Raw genomic sequence first — 14,129 nt, 5'->3', positions numbered from 1 at the left:
CGCCTGTTACGTCTAAGCGCCATCTGCTTCATAGCGCCAGATTGGGATTCCAAGACGCCGTGCCTTGTCTGCAAGATTGTGCTGAATGCCCGTGCCTGGAAAAACCAGAACCCCGATCGGCAATACTTCGAGCATGGCGTCATTGCGTTTGAACGGCGCCGCCTTGGCATAGCGTGTCCAATCCGGCTTATAGCCGATTTGTGTGACCTTTCGGTTCTCAGCCCAGGCCGCAGCAATACGCTCTGCTCCCCTGGGGCTGCCACCGTGTAGCAACACCATGTCCGGATGCTTGGCGTGGACACGATCGAGCTGCCGCCAGATAGACTCGTGATCGTTGAACTCCAGCCCGCCGGTAAAGACGATCTTCGGGCCAACGGGCATCAACGTCTCGGCTTCGGCCCGACGCCGAGCAGCGATAAAATCCCGGCTATCAATCATCGATGCAGTGAGGGCCCGGCGGTTGGCCATCGAACCCGAACGCGGCCTCCAGGCCGAGCCGATATGCCGCTCGAATAGCTCCGCCGCCTGGTCGCGGAAAAACTCCATGGCGTCCCGGCGCTCTAACAGCGTCTGTCCCTCCGCCGTGAGGCGTTCCAGCTCCCCGGACTTCACCTCCGAGCCGTCCTGCTCCTGCTGGCTGTGCTTCTGCGCCTGTTCGTTCTTGTCGAGGTCACGTTCCACCCGGCCGGCAGCACGGTGGAACAGGTTGACCGTACCCCAGAGCAATTCCTCCAGATCGGGTTCAAGCCGCGTCTCGCCCAGCGTGGCGATGAAGGCGTCGAAGATATCGGCAATAGCGCCGGCAGCCTCGTTGGCCTCCGGCATCGGCCGGGGATCTGGCTCGCCATCAAAAGGGCGGTAGCCGTACATCTGGAGTTCGGTGAGGACATGACCGGTGGGGGAGAGACCGTGTGGCGGCTCGTAACCCATGTCATCATTTTCGGTCATCATAGCGGGAAAACTCCTTGCCTGGGCCGGCCGCGCCCATCGCGGCCTTGGCAAGGCGATCCCGGCCAGAGCCGAGGGTGGCGCGCACCCGCAGGGCCGAAGCAGCGCGGAGGATGGCGGCGAGGCCGCTATTTTGGCTCGCGATGCAAAGATGGGGTGGCCTCGTGCCGCCCCATCGGCGGAAAATAGCGGCCCCGCCACCATTGCGGGCAGCCAGCGGTTCTGGCACGGAGCGCCCTCTCCAAGGCCGCAGGCGCGGCCCTCCTCGGCAAGGGAAAGCCAAGCAAGCGGGCCGGAAAGGAGAGTGACGGTTACGGCGCCCTGCCCTCAGCCCCGCCACTCCACGGCTTCGCCACCTCCATAAAACGCACCACATCGCCTGGGGCGGGCTGCTTCCGGACAGTCGCCCGGAGGCGGGCGATACCGAGCTTGACGAGATCATCGTTGAAATCGCCCAGTTGCGGCGAAAGCACGCGCACCTCGATCCCGGCGGAACCAGCGCGGTCCGTCAACTGCTCCGCCGCCCGGTCACCCGCCGGGTCGGCATCGCGGATGACATAGAGGCGCCGCAAACCATCCGGCAGGACGAGGGCGGCAAGGTGTGCGGCGGACAGCGCCGCCGCCATCGGCATGCGGGGCAACAGGCAGCGCACGGACAGCACGGTTTCGATGCCCTCGCCGGCAGCGAGCACATCGCCCGGCCCACCAAACCGCACGGCATGGCCAAGCAGATGCCCCAGCGCCCGCCGCGGCGTGTCCACGGGAGCCTTATCCCGGCCCAGCAGGTCGAGCCAGGTGCGATGCACGCCGGTGATTGTACCGTCAAGGCTGGTAACAGCGGCGATCAGCGCCGGCAGTACCTGACCGTCCGCATCCATATCTGCGCTCGCACGGTAAAAGCAGCGCGGATGGAAACGGAGCGCCTCCACGCCCTGGAGTGCCTGACCCGTGATCCCGCGCCGCCGCAGATACACCGCCGCGACACTGCTCCGGATCGAGCGGGACGCGCTAAACAGGCGCCACGCTGCATCGGCAGAATCATCCATGTCGGGTGTCGCGTCGCCACGAGCAGGCTGGACATGGCCGTTCCGGCTGCCATGGCGTGGCAACGGCTCGGGCTGTGCCATGCCAAGAAACCGCCGCGCCTCATCCGCGATATCCCTGAACACAGTGAGACCGCACGCTTCGCGGATGACGTCCAGCAGATCACCATGCTCGCCGCTCGCGGCATCGGTCCACCGGCCGGCAGCCCCCTTGCCCGCTTGCGGCCCGGAGAGGCGAACATACATCGAGCGGCCCGGCGTGTTGTGGACGTCGCCCACCAGCCAGTACCGTCCCTCACGGCGGCCGTTGGAGAGATAATAGCGGCACACCGCCTCCGCGTTGCGCGCAAGACGATGCGACAGATCCGACGCATCCTGAGGCATAAACGATCTCCTTATATGGCGCGGCGTGCGGTACCGAGAATTGGCGATGCGCCCCCATAGATCAGCATCGCCAATCCCCATCCGGTCTGGCCGACGGCATTCTACCTGCATGGTTCACAACCAGACCTTGCCGTTTAACAAATAAACATATATGTTAAACACCATGGAGACCCATCATGAAGGCTGAAGCAACTGAACCGGCCGTTACCCGTCGCCGCACGGTGGTGGAGGCGGCGAAGGCCGAAGGTCTGCTCGCCGGCGACAACAGCGCGCTCGGCGCACGCGTTCCTCACCGCCTCATCACCCGCGCCAAGGAACGGAGCGGCATCAGCTCAACCACCGATCTCGTCGAATACGCACTCGCCAAGGTGGCGCTCGAAGATGATTTCGGCGTCAAGCTCGTTCGCCGCAAGGGCAGCATTCCCGCGGATCTAAAACTTGGGGTTTGACCGCAAGGCGTCGATCCGGCGAATAAAACCTCAACGGCGTACACCCCCGCTATCGCGTCGTGCCGACACAGCCCTTCCGTTCGTGACCGGCGCGCCGCCGGCCGGACGGGAATTGCTGCTCGATACCTGCGTCTATATCGATGTCCTCCAGGGTAAAACGCCCGCCAATGCCGACCGGTTGCTGCAGACGCGCATCGTGAACCATTCAACGATCGCCCTGGCCGAACTCACCCATCTTCTCGGCGCCCTGGACCCCGCTCACACCGGAACCACCACTGTTCTAAAAAGCCTTGACGAAACCATCGACGACATCCCGCCGCATCGGCTGATCTCGCCATCGGACCGCACGTTCGGCGAAGCCGGCATGCTGGCCGGCCTGACCGCGCGGCTCACCGGACAATCCAACAGCGTAGCGCTGCTCAACGATGCGATATTGTTTCTGCACGCGGCGGAGATGGGATGCGACCTGCTGACAGGCAACATCCGGGATTTCGACTGGTTCGACCAGCTGATGCCGGGAACGGGCTTGCTTCTCTACAGCAGAGTTCCATAAAAATGGGCCGAACCACTTCAGGTCCGGCCCAACATTATTCTGTGTCGTAACGCCTGTAGATCAGATTATTCCGATTCTCGGCCCGAAGCAATTTCCGCGAGACAATCGGCGATGAACTCCGTTGTCGAAAACCCTTTGACCGCATCTGCGGTGATGAACAACGCCATGCCACCAAATCCATCGGCGCGCATTTTTGAGCACATGAACGCCGCGGTAACCGTGATGTAGCGCAGCGTGGGTGAACGCCGGACGATGTCCTGCAGCATATGTTCCCACGACGCCTCAGCCAGATCGAGTTCGATTTCTCCTGCATCGTCCGGATTCGCGGCCGCAAGTTGCTTCTCGATCTCGGAATGCACCTGGCTGTCTTTATCATGCGATGCAGCCAAAGCCTGCGTGAGTTCAGACCGGCTTACCCAAATAAGGTCCGACGGCCCCTCCGAGGACGAAAAATAAACCCCACCTCCATCCGGCACAGCCTCAAACACATGGGAGAGCAAAAGCTGCTCCAACGCCGTTATATCGGCATTCGGAATTGTCTCCTGAACCACTGTCGGCGTGTAGTAATCCGCCATTTCAACCTCCATAAATGCAAAAAGCCCGGCACGATGGCCGGGCTTGGATTGATGATGTGTCGGGGTATCAGGCGGCTTCTGCCGCCGGTGGGTCAGTTTCAACGGCAAGCCGCTTCGTCCGTCCCATCCAAGGTTCCGGGCGGATGCATTTAACCCAATCGGCAAAACTCGGAATGAATCCCAAATCTTCCAGCACATGTTGTTCACCGATCAAACGCACGGGAACAACGCGTCCTGTCGAAAGCGTCAAAACATGTCCGAAGAAACGTTCCGCCATAAAGATGCCTTCGGCATGATGCCGCAGCGCCCGGTGCCGAAAATCGGCCGTGATCATTTTACTCTCATCGAACCATGTATGCAGGTCCAGGAAATCTTCCGCCGTCCCGCCCCATTTTTTCGCGGAGGAAAGCGCATGATGATATGGATGTGCCACCGTCGCCTCCTCAAAATTCGTGAGTGTAGAATTCGGACGAGGTGTACCGCTCATTGTAATCGAGCGAGATCGTCCGTTCGGTGACATCGAAGGTAAATTCGCCGTAGGCGCCGTCATTATTTTCCCAGCCGACATGCGTCTGGTGCAGGAAGGCATAGGCCATGTGTTCGATCGCTTCCTGGATCGTATAGGTTTCACGTTTGGTTTCGGTGCTACCCCAGATCGGGCTCAGAATTTCGATCTTCTCATCGGGCAATTCAGCAGGCTCATCGCCGGCCTGCGCCGCAATTTCCTCAATCTGGCCGCTGTCGCCATAACCGTCAAAGGACACCACAACCGTGGTGATGCCAGCCGCGGCGAGCACGCCGAACAAAGCGGCTTTGTTTACCGGCAGCAACTCGTCGGCGCGGCGTCCATGTTCGCGATCTTTTTCGTACCAGGCTTCCAAGTTGAAATCCGCTGTAGGGATTGGCTGAGCATTTGCTGTTGCAGGTTGATCGTCGCTCATGACAGTCTCCATAAATGCAAAAAGCCCGGCTCGTGCCGGGCTTGAATTGAAGGAAAGCAACTGCGGGGCAGCCTGAGCCGCCCCGCCCGCAAAGGGTTATTCCGCCGCAATGGCCTGATGATTGGGATCGTCCTGATTGATCACCGGCACATCGACCACGTCGCCATTGTCAGCGGTCGGTTCGGACGCGCCTGCTGATTCATCGTCGGCCTGCGGCGCGACCATCGTGTTGACGCCAGGCGTGCGCACCACCTCGGGCAACCAGCCGGTGCCGGCGAGCAGCTTCTCAGCGGCAGCCGCCATATCGCCTTTCTTGAGATGGGCAATCCGGTCCACCGCATCGTCGCCCTTGGCCTCGCGCACGGCTTCAAGGATTCGCGCCTTCGTCACCCGGCCAAGATAATTATCGGCCGTTGCCACCCAGCCGGCATCCACCAGATTGACCGACAGAACCTCGGCCAGCTGGCCGGCATGAGCAATCGCCCTGGGCTGCCGGTTAAACGCCTCATGGATGCCGTTCACCGTCAGCGAAACACAATGCGCGAACAGCTCGTGCCGGCTGTCGCTGTCGAGCCCGACCAGCGCCTCCCAAAGCGCCCGCGGATCTTCGGGGAGCTTCTGTGTCAAAGCTCGATGCCGCGCATCGATGATCTGGGCGAGCTTCGTGTCAGCCAACCCTGGCGCGCGATTGCCAAAGCCCACCATGCTGGCCCTGACCTCCAGGCAGGAATCCAGCGCATAGGGATAAAGCAACTGCAGAACCAGCGCATGCAGCATGGCGAGAAAGGCGATGCCCGGATCATTGGCCACAGCCTCGCGGAGCGCCAGCGTCCGGTAAGCGGTCAGCTCCGTGAGCAGCCGATCCGACAACGGCCTGATGCCGTCCTCCTCGGGCTCTTCTTCGGCATCCGGCGCAGCGCCCCTGGGCGCCATACCATCAGCCGCTTCATCGCCGATGCCGTCCACACCATCCTCGGGCGAGACCTCTTCCTCGCCGCCGACATCCCCAGCCACCGCCATTTCAGGAACAGGCGGCTCGTCCTCCCGGCGGACGTAACCACGCTCGACATGCAATGCCCCGTCGCGGCCGATGCTGACGAAAGCCCCCGCGATGGCGATATCCGCCGCTTCATACACCAGCGGGCGCTCCTCTATGGCGGTGAGCGCTTCATCGATTTCCCCCAGCCGCCGCTCAACCTCCTCCGGATATTCGGGAGCATCCTCATACTCGGCCTCGAGATTTTCGGCCTCCGCCCGCAGCGCGGCCTCATTCGCCGCCGCCTCCTCGGCCAGAGACGGCTGCGTCCCCCGCAGGCCACGCAGCCCGTATGTATGACCATAGGCAAAATCGGGCGCCACCTCGACCCACTTCCAGCCCTCGGCACGAACCACAGCGGCATCGCGCTCAAGTTTTTCCCCCACCAGCCGTTCAAGCAAGGTGACGTCCTGGAACCAGCCACCTTCATCGGCCTGGAACAGATCACGCATGACCGGCCCTCCGGCGGCTTCATATTCAGCGGCAACATAAGCCGCGCGCTTGTCCGACGCACGAACCGCGCCCTCGGTCAGCAGGCTGCGGATATGCGGTGCATCCTTCTTCCAGCCATGCTGGATCGCGTCCCACACCTGCTCCTGGCGTTCGTGATCCGGATTCACCGTGAACCCCATGAGCTGGTCCAGCGTCATGCCGTCCTCGGCATAGACCTCCAGAAGCCTGGGCGACACGGAGGCCAGCCGCAACCGCTGCTTCACCACGCTGGTGGAGACGAAGAACACCGCCGCGATTTCCTCCTCGCTCTGCCCCTTCTGCTCCCGCAGAGTCTGGAATGCGCGGAACTGGTCGAGCGGGTGCAGCGGTGCGCGCTGCACATTCTCGGCCAACGAATCTTCCTCGTCGATGCCCGACGTGCGTACGATGCAGGGAATCGGCGCATTCTTGGAAAGGCGCTTCTGCCGCACCAACAATTCCAGCGCCCGGTAACGCCGGCCGCCGGCCGGTATCTCGTACATGCCGGTCTCAGCCCCGCTCCCCTCCTGCACCTGACGGACGACCAGGCTCTGCAACAGGCCGCGCCGCGCAATATCCGCTGCCAGCTCCTCGATGGAAATGCCGGCCTTCACCTTGCGCACATTCGCCTGGGACAGCCTGAGCTTGTTGAAGGGAATGTCGCGCGACGCACTCAGCATGATCTTTGCCGCGCTTCTCGCAGCGCCCGGCTCTTTGGTCTGGGTCATGGTCATGAAAATCACTCCGCGACGGGCGGCCGAAAGACTCTCTCTCAGCCTGCAAACCCGTCGCGAAGCGCCCAACCCCTCTCTCCCTCTCACACATGCCCCAACCCCGGAATGCGGAACTGGTTCCACACCATCGCCCCCGCCGCGAGATAAGCCTCGGCCACGAACGCGAGCGGCGCACGCGACAGCGCATGATAGGGGGGCCGGTCCGGCTCTTGCCCCACCGCGACCAACGGCCCGTTGATGGCGATCCGTGCAACAACGCCGAAATCCACCAGGCGAGTGTCGATCACCGGCAGGCCCGCCGTGATGCATTCCGCCTTGATACCCTCGATGTCACAGCTGCTGATGCTGACACCCGCGCCAAAGAAAAGCGTCGCACCGCCCCTCCCGACCGCGAGATGTCCACCTTCCGTGGCCAAAGCCTGCGCCACATACCGGCTATAATCATCACCCACCGAATAATTGCTGTGGTCCATTGTCCGTCTCCGCGGCGGGCAGCCGGAACCTGCTCCGGCCTGCACACCCGCCACGACGCGAACGGCCGCCCTCTATCGAGGGCGGCCGTGACGTCAGACAACGAAACAATCTTCGCTAGACCGCGCGCGCCATCAGCAGCTTGGCTTTGCCCTCAAGCTCGAGCCGCGCATCCTGGTGCGGTTTTGTACGCGCGACCGCGGTGATCCCCTGCACAAAATCATACACGCTCGTGGGCGGATGCCCCTCTTCATCCAGGACCGTGGCAATGATCTTCGCCGTGTCCGCCTTGCCGAATCCGCGTTTACGCAGGAAAGATTCACGGTCCTCATCCTTCCGCGCGACAATCTTCTCGCGCGCCGCCCTCACCCCCTCGATGAAAGGCGCCGGTGAGGAATCGGCAAACCGCCGCAGCGCCGGCGCGGCTTCATGCGCGAAGCGCTGCGCCGCGAATTTGCTGTGCCGGATGCTGATCTCCTGAAAATTTTCTACACCCCATAGATTTCGATTCGCGCACACAGCACGGAGATAGAAAGAGGCAATGCCGAGCGTCTTTGAGCCGACCTCGCTGTTCCACGCGTAGAAGCCACGGAAATACAGATCCGGCTCCCCGTTCGGCAGCCGCCCGGCTTCAATCGGGTGCGTGTCGTCCACCAGGAACAGGAATACGTCCCTGTCGCTGGCATACAACGTCGTCGTCTCCTTCGTCACATCCACATAAGGATTGTGCGTCATGGTCGCCCAGTCGAGCACACCAGGCACCTTCCAGCGCGTATCGCCCGTGCCATCGCCAGCGATCTTCATGACGGCGCCGACCAGCTCATGGTCCCAGATGCGGCCGTAATCAGGGCCGGTAACAGCGCGCAGTTCGACCCGCCCATCCTCAGCCTCCAGCGTTTTGATCAGCTCGGCACGATGCGACAGTAGCCCGTGCTGCAGATTGATCCCGGCCAATGCAGCCGGCAATTCCCGCAGATAGCTGGCCGGCGCCCCCACCAAGCTGCTGAGCTGCCCAAAGCTCCAATGAGTCGGAAAAATCGGAGCGTCTCGCCCTGGCACAGCCAGGGCGAGACGCTCCGCATCACCCGGCGCCGCCTCCACCCGAATGGCACTGCTCTCCACGGTGCGGGCTGTGGCGCGCTCCGCACGGCCACGCACCGCCGCGTACATATCAGGCAACGAAAGATACCGCTCATCATCCGGACGCGAGAACCATTCCGACGACACCCGACCAACCCGCTGGCCACGGGACACGTCGACTTTAAACCCGGCCGAAGACACGCCCCCGGCGTCAGGCCGGGAAGAGGAAATTGCTGTGTTCATGGCAAGAACTCCACGCCGGGCCCCGGGAGCCTCTCTCCCGAATCCTAACCCGACAATGCGAGCAGCGGCCGCCCTCTACCTCTCGCTCTCCCTCGCCGTATCTAAATTCCCAATGAATGAGCTAATTGCTGAATTTTCGACAAAGCGACCGGAGCATTCACCGCGATGTTTTCTATCGTGACTAAACCATTCAAGGCCCTCGTGATCTTTGCAAACGGCGTTCTACCTTTCTTCAGCTCATCTACCGTCTTGCCCAGTTCTTCAATTTTCTCTTTTGCTTTCGTGTCCCCTTCAAGTTGCGGCAACAGCTCTACAACAATACCTGAAATGGCGTCCGCAAGTTCCTCGGCCGTAAACGAGCTATTTTCTTGCGCGATCGAACCAATCGTGCTTCCACCCTGGGCAAAACCACTGACAGGTGCATAGAAATTATTCGTGTAATTTGGCTTCTGCCGATCATTCTCCGCGTGCGCGCTGCGGGCAGCGACAACAATTTCCGTAATCAATGAATCAACTATAGTCATCGCGGCCGCCTTTGATTCCTCCACTATCGATACAAAAGAATTCACAAGTGCCTGTTGTTGCATATTCCCTTGAATCGGAATCAAATGACCACCGACCTCAGCTTTATACGCAGCGGCACTTAGATTTCTTCCAAAAAAATCAATAACTTTAGAGCGCATCATGCTTTCTCCTTGAACGATCCCATCTGGAGAAAGCGAGAGCCGAGCTAAGCGTAGTTGCTCTATTATGGTATCAGCACGTTCCAAGGCTTCTTTCCTAAACGATTCACCAAAAATTATTCCGCGCCTGCCGCTATTGAAAAGCCCTTGTGCCGCCATTTGCGCTTTCACATTGGCCAGGTTGGTTGTGTAAGCAGAGTCTCTGAAGGACAGGCGTGCCTCCAGAGACTTGACTAAACTGTCAACGATTAGCGAACTGTCCAAGTGCCTATCTCCCGTACAAACTGCCTCAGCTCAGAATGCTATATCTATACAACACTGTGCCGGGTCGTGGCAGCCATGACGACATCCACAGCCACACCAATATCACCCCTGGCCGCATTCTTCATGCCAACGAGGCAGGACAGACCGGATGCCATCTCCCGATGGATCTGGTTCTCCCCATGCGCACGCCGATCGCGCTCCAGCTGACCAAATCCTCAAAATATAGTGACGCGGATATGCGGAAGGGAAACAAGCCTGCGTCATTATCGATTCTGAAGCCCACCAGGGCTGTTGCAGTAGCAGTTGCAAATCATCTGGCAAATAGTGCGAGGCATATCAAAAACAGGATGCCTATACTTACTTAGCACTTCGCTGAAAAACCTGAACATTTGATCATCACGTTGTCTGGCATGGCTTGATGGTTTGACTTTCTGGCGAATTTTTTGAAACAGGAGTGAATTTTACGGTCTTTTTTCATGTACGGGACAGACTCGTCCCTCATGCTCCGGCCAGTTTTGGAATGCGCACCAGATTATAAGCGATCAGGTTGAGCATGAACGTACCGGTCACGCGGGCAATTCCGCGTAACTTGGTCTTGCGCATCGTGCCATGTTGCTTGCCCCAGCCGAATATGCACTCGATCATCGCCCGGCGGGTCTGCGACATCGCATAACCGGGGTGGCGCGTGGTGCGTCCGTCGATGGCGCTGCGGCGGCGCCTGCCGGTTTTGGTCTCACCGTTGTTTTGCGTAACATGTGGTGTCACACCGGCGTCGCGCAGATTGGCAACATGATCGGCGGTATCGTAAGCCTTGTCCTCGCCCACGGTGATGCGCCCGCCGGCTGACTTGGCCCTGGCTTTCAACATCGCTTCCGAGGCTTCACGCTCCGCCGTGCCGGTAGCCTGGGTCACGCGGCCCGCCACGGCCAGGCCGTGCCGGTTCTCCATCAGCGCGTGCCCCATGTATGAAAGCTTCGCCTCACGCCCGGCGGCCTTGCGGTACAGCCGGCTTTCAGGGTCAGTGGTGCTTGAATGGGTGTCATTCTTGCGCTTCTGGCCATGAAAATCCGAGCCGTCATCATCGCTACCGTCCTTGGGCCGAAAACTCTTCTGCGAAGCCCAGGCTTCAATCAATGTGCCGTCCACCGAAAAATGCTCATCCGACAACAACGGCATGACCTGGGGGTGGTGCAGAAGCCGGTTCATAAATTTGTGGAACACATCGCCATTCTGCAGGCGCTCGCGGTTTTTTGTAAACGTCGTCGGATTCCACACCGGATCATCCGGCGACAACCCCACAAACCACCGGTAAAGCAGGTTGTAATTCAGTTGCTCCATCAACTGCCGTTCCGAGCGAATCCCGTACAGAACCTGGATTAGCAACGCGCTCAGCAATTGTTCAGGCGGTACCGAGGGACGGCCCTCCTTGGAATACAGCCAGGCAAAGCTGCGGCTCATCTCATGCAGCACATCCCGAACCAAGGCACGGATCGCGCGCAACGGATGCTGTGCAGGAACCCGGCTCTCAGGAGAAACATACGAAAACATCCCGCCCTGGTCTCGAAAAGAACCCCGCATCACAAAACCCACAATATGCCCAGAGCAACTGAATCACATCATAATCCCAGAGGATAGGAGTTTTTCAGCGAAGTGTTAGGAAGGTTGCGTAATGGGTATAAATCTCTTGTTTCGTTTTGAGTTCTACAATTTGATCTCTTGTATTGTTAATCACGTTAATCTTTGTTCGTATTATTTTTGTATACCGAATAAATAGCGTCATGATTGCGAACACCGCCAAGAAAACTGTAAGACTCATGACAAATACGGCGAGGTTTACGGCAGACAAAGATTGATTTTTCAGATTAAACACAGACAGAACGATGGACACAAATCCCAAAAAAATTGCGATCTGAGGAGATACGAAGCCGTCTGACTTGTCCGCTAAGCCATCAATCATTTTGTCTAACTTTTCGATTATATCAATTTTGACCTGAAGCAAGTTGTCGTCGTCGCACATGATAACGTTTCCATGGTTGGATTATAGGGCGTCTATATATTTATTCTGATTTGCATTCGATTGCTGTGTCAAGATACGACCCAAGTCCGGGTTGAAACCAGTTATTGAATCGATGCTGCGATGACGGCCATCTTATATGAAGTTGGCTCGCAATCTTATGAAGATGGCCACTGATAGCTCACGGATCATAGCCTGTGCTAAGCATTTCTACCGGCCCTTCGGCCGAATTGCGCGCCGTACGGCGCGCTTTTGGTGCGATCCGGCGAGCGGATCGCACTTGGGGCGCCCCTCCGGGCGCCCTGTTGGCTTGAAGAGTATCGTCACCTCTTCACCGTGAGGTCTCCCGGCGCAGTCTGATAATCAGCCGGGCCGCGTTCCGCGTCCCGAAGTTTTGTTTTATGAGCCGGCCGTACCGGCCGGCTGGGTGTCCTTGCTGTCCGGGTCACAGATTTTGGTGCATTCCCCGCCGCATTCGCTTGCCGCTCAGCCGCACGGGCCGCCTTCGGCCGCATCACATTGACGGCAGAAGCGTTGATCATATTCGCAATATGCGCGGCATAATGCTCCTCGACCATCTCCACGGAGGTTCGGCAATTCTTCGCCACCTGGTAGATGTCCGCCCCCTCCGTGAGACGCAGACATATATAGGTGTGGCGCAGGCTGTAGAATGTCCGCGGCTTCCCATCCCGATCGAACTTCAAATCCACCGCATGCAGCAGCTCTCTGAACATCTTTGCATGGGTCTGCGGGAACACGCGATCCGTCCGCTCGGGATATTCCGGCGCCAGCACCGGCTTCGGATTCTTCTTGCTCCTGTTCCGCGGCTGCAGCCCGCGCGTCGGCTTCGGCCGGTTCAGCGTGCGCTCGTAAGGTATGACGGCACCGGGCATGCTCTTGCAGTACCCAACACCGCGCTTCCCCCGGACCTCGATCTGCAGAATCCTCTCCCCGGTCGCATGATCGGTGATGATCGACACATCCCGGTGCTGCAGGTTCCACGCCTCATCCGGCCGCAGACCAGTATTCCCCACAAAGAGGATAAAGTCATGCAGCTGCTCCGCATGCCATTTGAACTGTGGTTGCCCGGGATTGCGCGCATTCTCCCGTGAAGCAGCGTACAACGCCTTATACTCGTCCGGGCTGAACCACGGCCGGCGCACAATCTTCGTCTGGGCATTATACGGCGCAGAAATATCCGGCAGGCTGTTCAGCCAGCCATGCCGGGCCGCTGTCTTCAGCACCAGGTTCAGCGTCACGACCTCATCATGCAAGGTGCTCCGCGACGGTGGCCGCACCACCCGCTCCTGTCCCACCGCCTTGGCATCCTCCAGGATTTTCTTCAGTTCCGCCGGCGTGGGGTCGGGCAGCCCCTTCCTCTTCTTGAAGTTCCCACCCCGCGGCGCCGTGCCCACCTTGATACGGTGAACCCGGTAATCCTGGATCATACCCGGCGTGATGGCCGGCAAATCCGTCTCGCCAAAGAACGGCATTAGATGCAGCCTGATCCGCCCCCTGTGCCCCTCCACCCATTTGGGGGAGCGCTGTCCCTGGGTGATGGTCTCATACTCGGCCATGAATTTCTTCGCCGCGGCGGCAAAGGTCCGCTCGGACGAGAGCTCGCCATTCGCGGCCTTGCCAATCAGCGTCAGGTACCAGGTCTTTGCCGCTTCCTCGGCAAGCTTCTGGCTCTCCTTCTTGGTGCTGGTTTTCCGCTGCCTGCCGGCGACGGTCGTCTGCGCATACCAAAAAGGGCTTCTGGGCCGTTTGAACAGCTGGACATCCCCGCCCAGCAATTGAACGCGTTGAACAATATTTTCCATCGGGCAATTCCCCAAATCGGGGCCACTGCACGAGCAGATGCGCTCACTGACGCTCTATGGATGCGCTCGTATCAGCAGCCGCTTCGGTTGATACGAGGACATTGCCCTGAGGTCTGTCAGGTTTGCGGGGGGTCTTGTCAGGTTTAGAGGATAACCTCTTGCCAATTCTGTTGCCGCAAAGTGGGCTAACCAGTGGGCTTGATAATTCCGGTGTTTTGGCCCGTTTGAGGAACGGTTAACACACTGAATTACCTTGATTTTCTGGTTGCGGGACCTGGATTTGAACCAGGGACCTTCAGGTTATGAGCCTGACGAGCTACCGGGCTGCTCCACCCCGCGTCAAAAGCATAACCGCCCTTACTTTGCCTACTGGCATTTTAGGGCGGTTATTTTGTTTGATAGGCTGGAGGACCTGGC

Annotated in this window: 14 protein-coding genes and 1 tRNA gene; 2 read left to right on the top strand and 13 right to left on the bottom strand. The window is 59.4% G+C overall.

What is annotated here, in order from left to right; translation table 11 throughout:
* Positions 1-12: 12 nt before the first annotated feature.
* The gene (locus tag AB7D48_RS14175; protein WP_427980428.1) at positions 13-948 is read right to left on the bottom strand and encodes a DUF2493 domain-containing protein; all 936 of its coding nucleotides are present in this window, start codon (positions 946-948) and stop codon (positions 13-15) included.
* Between the two features lie 311 nt (positions 949-1,259).
* On the bottom strand, positions 1,260-2,375 hold the full coding sequence (locus tag AB7D48_RS14170; RefSeq protein ID WP_427980335.1) for a DUF7146 domain-containing protein: 1,116 nt from the start codon (positions 2,373-2,375) through the stop codon (positions 1,260-1,262).
* A gap of 176 nt (positions 2,376-2,551) precedes the next feature.
* On the opposite strand from AB7D48_RS14170, the gene AB7D48_RS14165 reads away from it, so the two are divergent.
* Together AB7D48_RS14165 and AB7D48_RS14160 are read left to right on the top strand one after the other, a co-directional pair.
* Positions 2,552-2,824, top strand: coding sequence for a hypothetical protein (locus tag AB7D48_RS14165; protein WP_427980333.1), 273 nt, complete (start codon positions 2,552-2,554; stop codon positions 2,822-2,824).
* Between the two features lie 82 nt (positions 2,825-2,906).
* The gene (locus tag AB7D48_RS14160) at positions 2,907-3,377 is read left to right on the top strand and encodes a type II toxin-antitoxin system VapC family toxin (protein ID WP_427980331.1); all 471 of its coding nucleotides are present in this window, start codon (positions 2,907-2,909) and stop codon (positions 3,375-3,377) included.
* 65 nt (positions 3,378-3,442) lie between these two features.
* Here the strand turns inward: AB7D48_RS14160 and AB7D48_RS14155 are convergent, their stop codons facing one another.
* The 11 genes from AB7D48_RS14155 to AB7D48_RS14105 all read right to left on the bottom strand — a co-directional run bounded on the left by AB7D48_RS14155 (position 3,443) and on the right by AB7D48_RS14105 (position 14,051).
* A complete protein-coding gene (locus AB7D48_RS14155) occupies positions 3,443-4,054 on the bottom strand; it encodes a hypothetical protein (RefSeq protein WP_427980328.1) in 612 nt (203 codons plus the stop codon).
* Complete coding sequence (locus AB7D48_RS14150) at positions 4,020-4,385, bottom strand: DUF6915 family protein (protein ID WP_427980426.1); 366 nt, start codon at positions 4,383-4,385, stop codon at positions 4,020-4,022. Before AB7D48_RS14150 ends, AB7D48_RS14155 begins: the two co-directional genes overlap by 35 nt.
* 10 nt (positions 4,386-4,395) lie before the next feature.
* Positions 4,396-4,893 (bottom strand): DUF6878 family protein, encoded by a 498-nt coding sequence (locus tag AB7D48_RS14145; protein ID WP_427980326.1) that lies wholly within the window; start codon positions 4,891-4,893, stop codon positions 4,396-4,398.
* Between the two features lie 96 nt (positions 4,894-4,989).
* Positions 4,990-7,128, bottom strand: coding sequence for a ParB/RepB/Spo0J family partition protein (locus AB7D48_RS14140; protein WP_427980324.1), 2,139 nt, complete (start codon positions 7,126-7,128; stop codon positions 4,990-4,992).
* Positions 7,129-7,217: 89 nt separating this feature from the next.
* Positions 7,218-7,607 carry a hypothetical protein gene (locus tag AB7D48_RS14135; protein ID WP_427980322.1) on the bottom strand — a complete coding sequence of 130 codons (390 nt, stop codon included), beginning with the start codon at positions 7,605-7,607 and terminating at the stop codon, positions 7,218-7,220.
* A gap of 115 nt (positions 7,608-7,722) precedes the next feature.
* Entirely contained in the window at positions 7,723-8,928 is a 1,206-nt protein-coding gene (locus AB7D48_RS14130; RefSeq protein WP_427980320.1) for a DUF932 domain-containing protein, read from the bottom strand.
* Between the two features lie 101 nt (positions 8,929-9,029).
* Positions 9,030-9,875 (bottom strand): hypothetical protein, encoded by an 846-nt coding sequence (locus AB7D48_RS14125; protein WP_427980318.1) that lies wholly within the window; start codon positions 9,873-9,875, stop codon positions 9,030-9,032.
* A 498-nt stretch (positions 9,876-10,373) separates the two neighbouring features.
* Complete coding sequence (locus AB7D48_RS14120) at positions 10,374-11,453, bottom strand: IS5 family transposase (RefSeq protein ID WP_048880429.1); 1,080 nt, start codon at positions 11,451-11,453, stop codon at positions 10,374-10,376.
* Positions 11,454-11,517: 64 nt separating this feature from the next.
* The gene (locus AB7D48_RS14115; protein WP_427980316.1) at positions 11,518-11,892 is read right to left on the bottom strand and encodes a hypothetical protein; all 375 of its coding nucleotides are present in this window, start codon (positions 11,890-11,892) and stop codon (positions 11,518-11,520) included.
* Positions 11,893-12,212: 320 nt separating this feature from the next.
* Positions 12,213-13,712, bottom strand: coding sequence for a site-specific integrase (locus AB7D48_RS14110; protein WP_427980314.1), 1,500 nt, complete (start codon positions 13,710-13,712; stop codon positions 12,213-12,215).
* Positions 13,713-13,974: 262 nt separating this feature from the next.
* Positions 13,975-14,051, bottom strand: a tRNA-Met gene (locus AB7D48_RS14105).
* Positions 14,052-14,129: the final 78 nt, after the last annotated feature.

The organism is Acidocella sp. (assembly GCF_050253495.1).
Lineage (GTDB): Bacteria > Pseudomonadota > Alphaproteobacteria > Acetobacterales > Acetobacteraceae > Acidocella.
This window is presented reverse-complemented; position numbering and strand designations above follow the sequence as displayed.

Coding starts and splice junctions, on each gene's coding strand:
- AB7D48_RS14145 (WP_427980326.1), bottom strand. CDS start 4,893: ATGAGCGACGATCAACCTGCAACAGCAAATGCTCAGCCAATCCCTACA.
- AB7D48_RS14120 (WP_048880429.1), bottom strand. CDS start 11,453: ATGCGGGGTTCTTTTCGAGACCAGGGCGGGATGTTTTCGTATGTTTCT.
- AB7D48_RS14115 (WP_427980316.1), bottom strand. CDS start 11,892: ATGTGCGACGACGACAACTTGCTTCAGGTCAAAATTGATATAATCGAA.
- AB7D48_RS14130 (WP_427980320.1), bottom strand. CDS start 8,928: ATGAACACAGCAATTTCCTCTTCCCGGCCTGACGCCGGGGGCGTGTCT.
- AB7D48_RS14140 (WP_427980324.1), bottom strand. CDS start 7,128: ATGACCCAGACCAAAGAGCCGGGCGCTGCGAGAAGCGCGGCAAAGATC.
- AB7D48_RS14170 (WP_427980335.1), bottom strand. CDS start 2,375: ATGCCTCAGGATGCGTCGGATCTGTCGCATCGTCTTGCGCGCAACGCG.
- AB7D48_RS14165 (WP_427980333.1), top strand. CDS start 2,552: ATGAAGGCTGAAGCAACTGAACCGGCCGTTACCCGTCGCCGCACGGTG.
- AB7D48_RS14135 (WP_427980322.1), bottom strand. CDS start 7,607: ATGGACCACAGCAATTATTCGGTGGGTGATGATTATAGCCGGTATGTG.
- AB7D48_RS14175 (WP_427980428.1), bottom strand. CDS start 948: ATGACCGAAAATGATGACATGGGTTACGAGCCGCCACACGGTCTCTCC.
- AB7D48_RS14110 (WP_427980314.1), bottom strand. CDS start 13,712: ATGGAAAATATTGTTCAACGCGTTCAATTGCTGGGCGGGGATGTCCAG.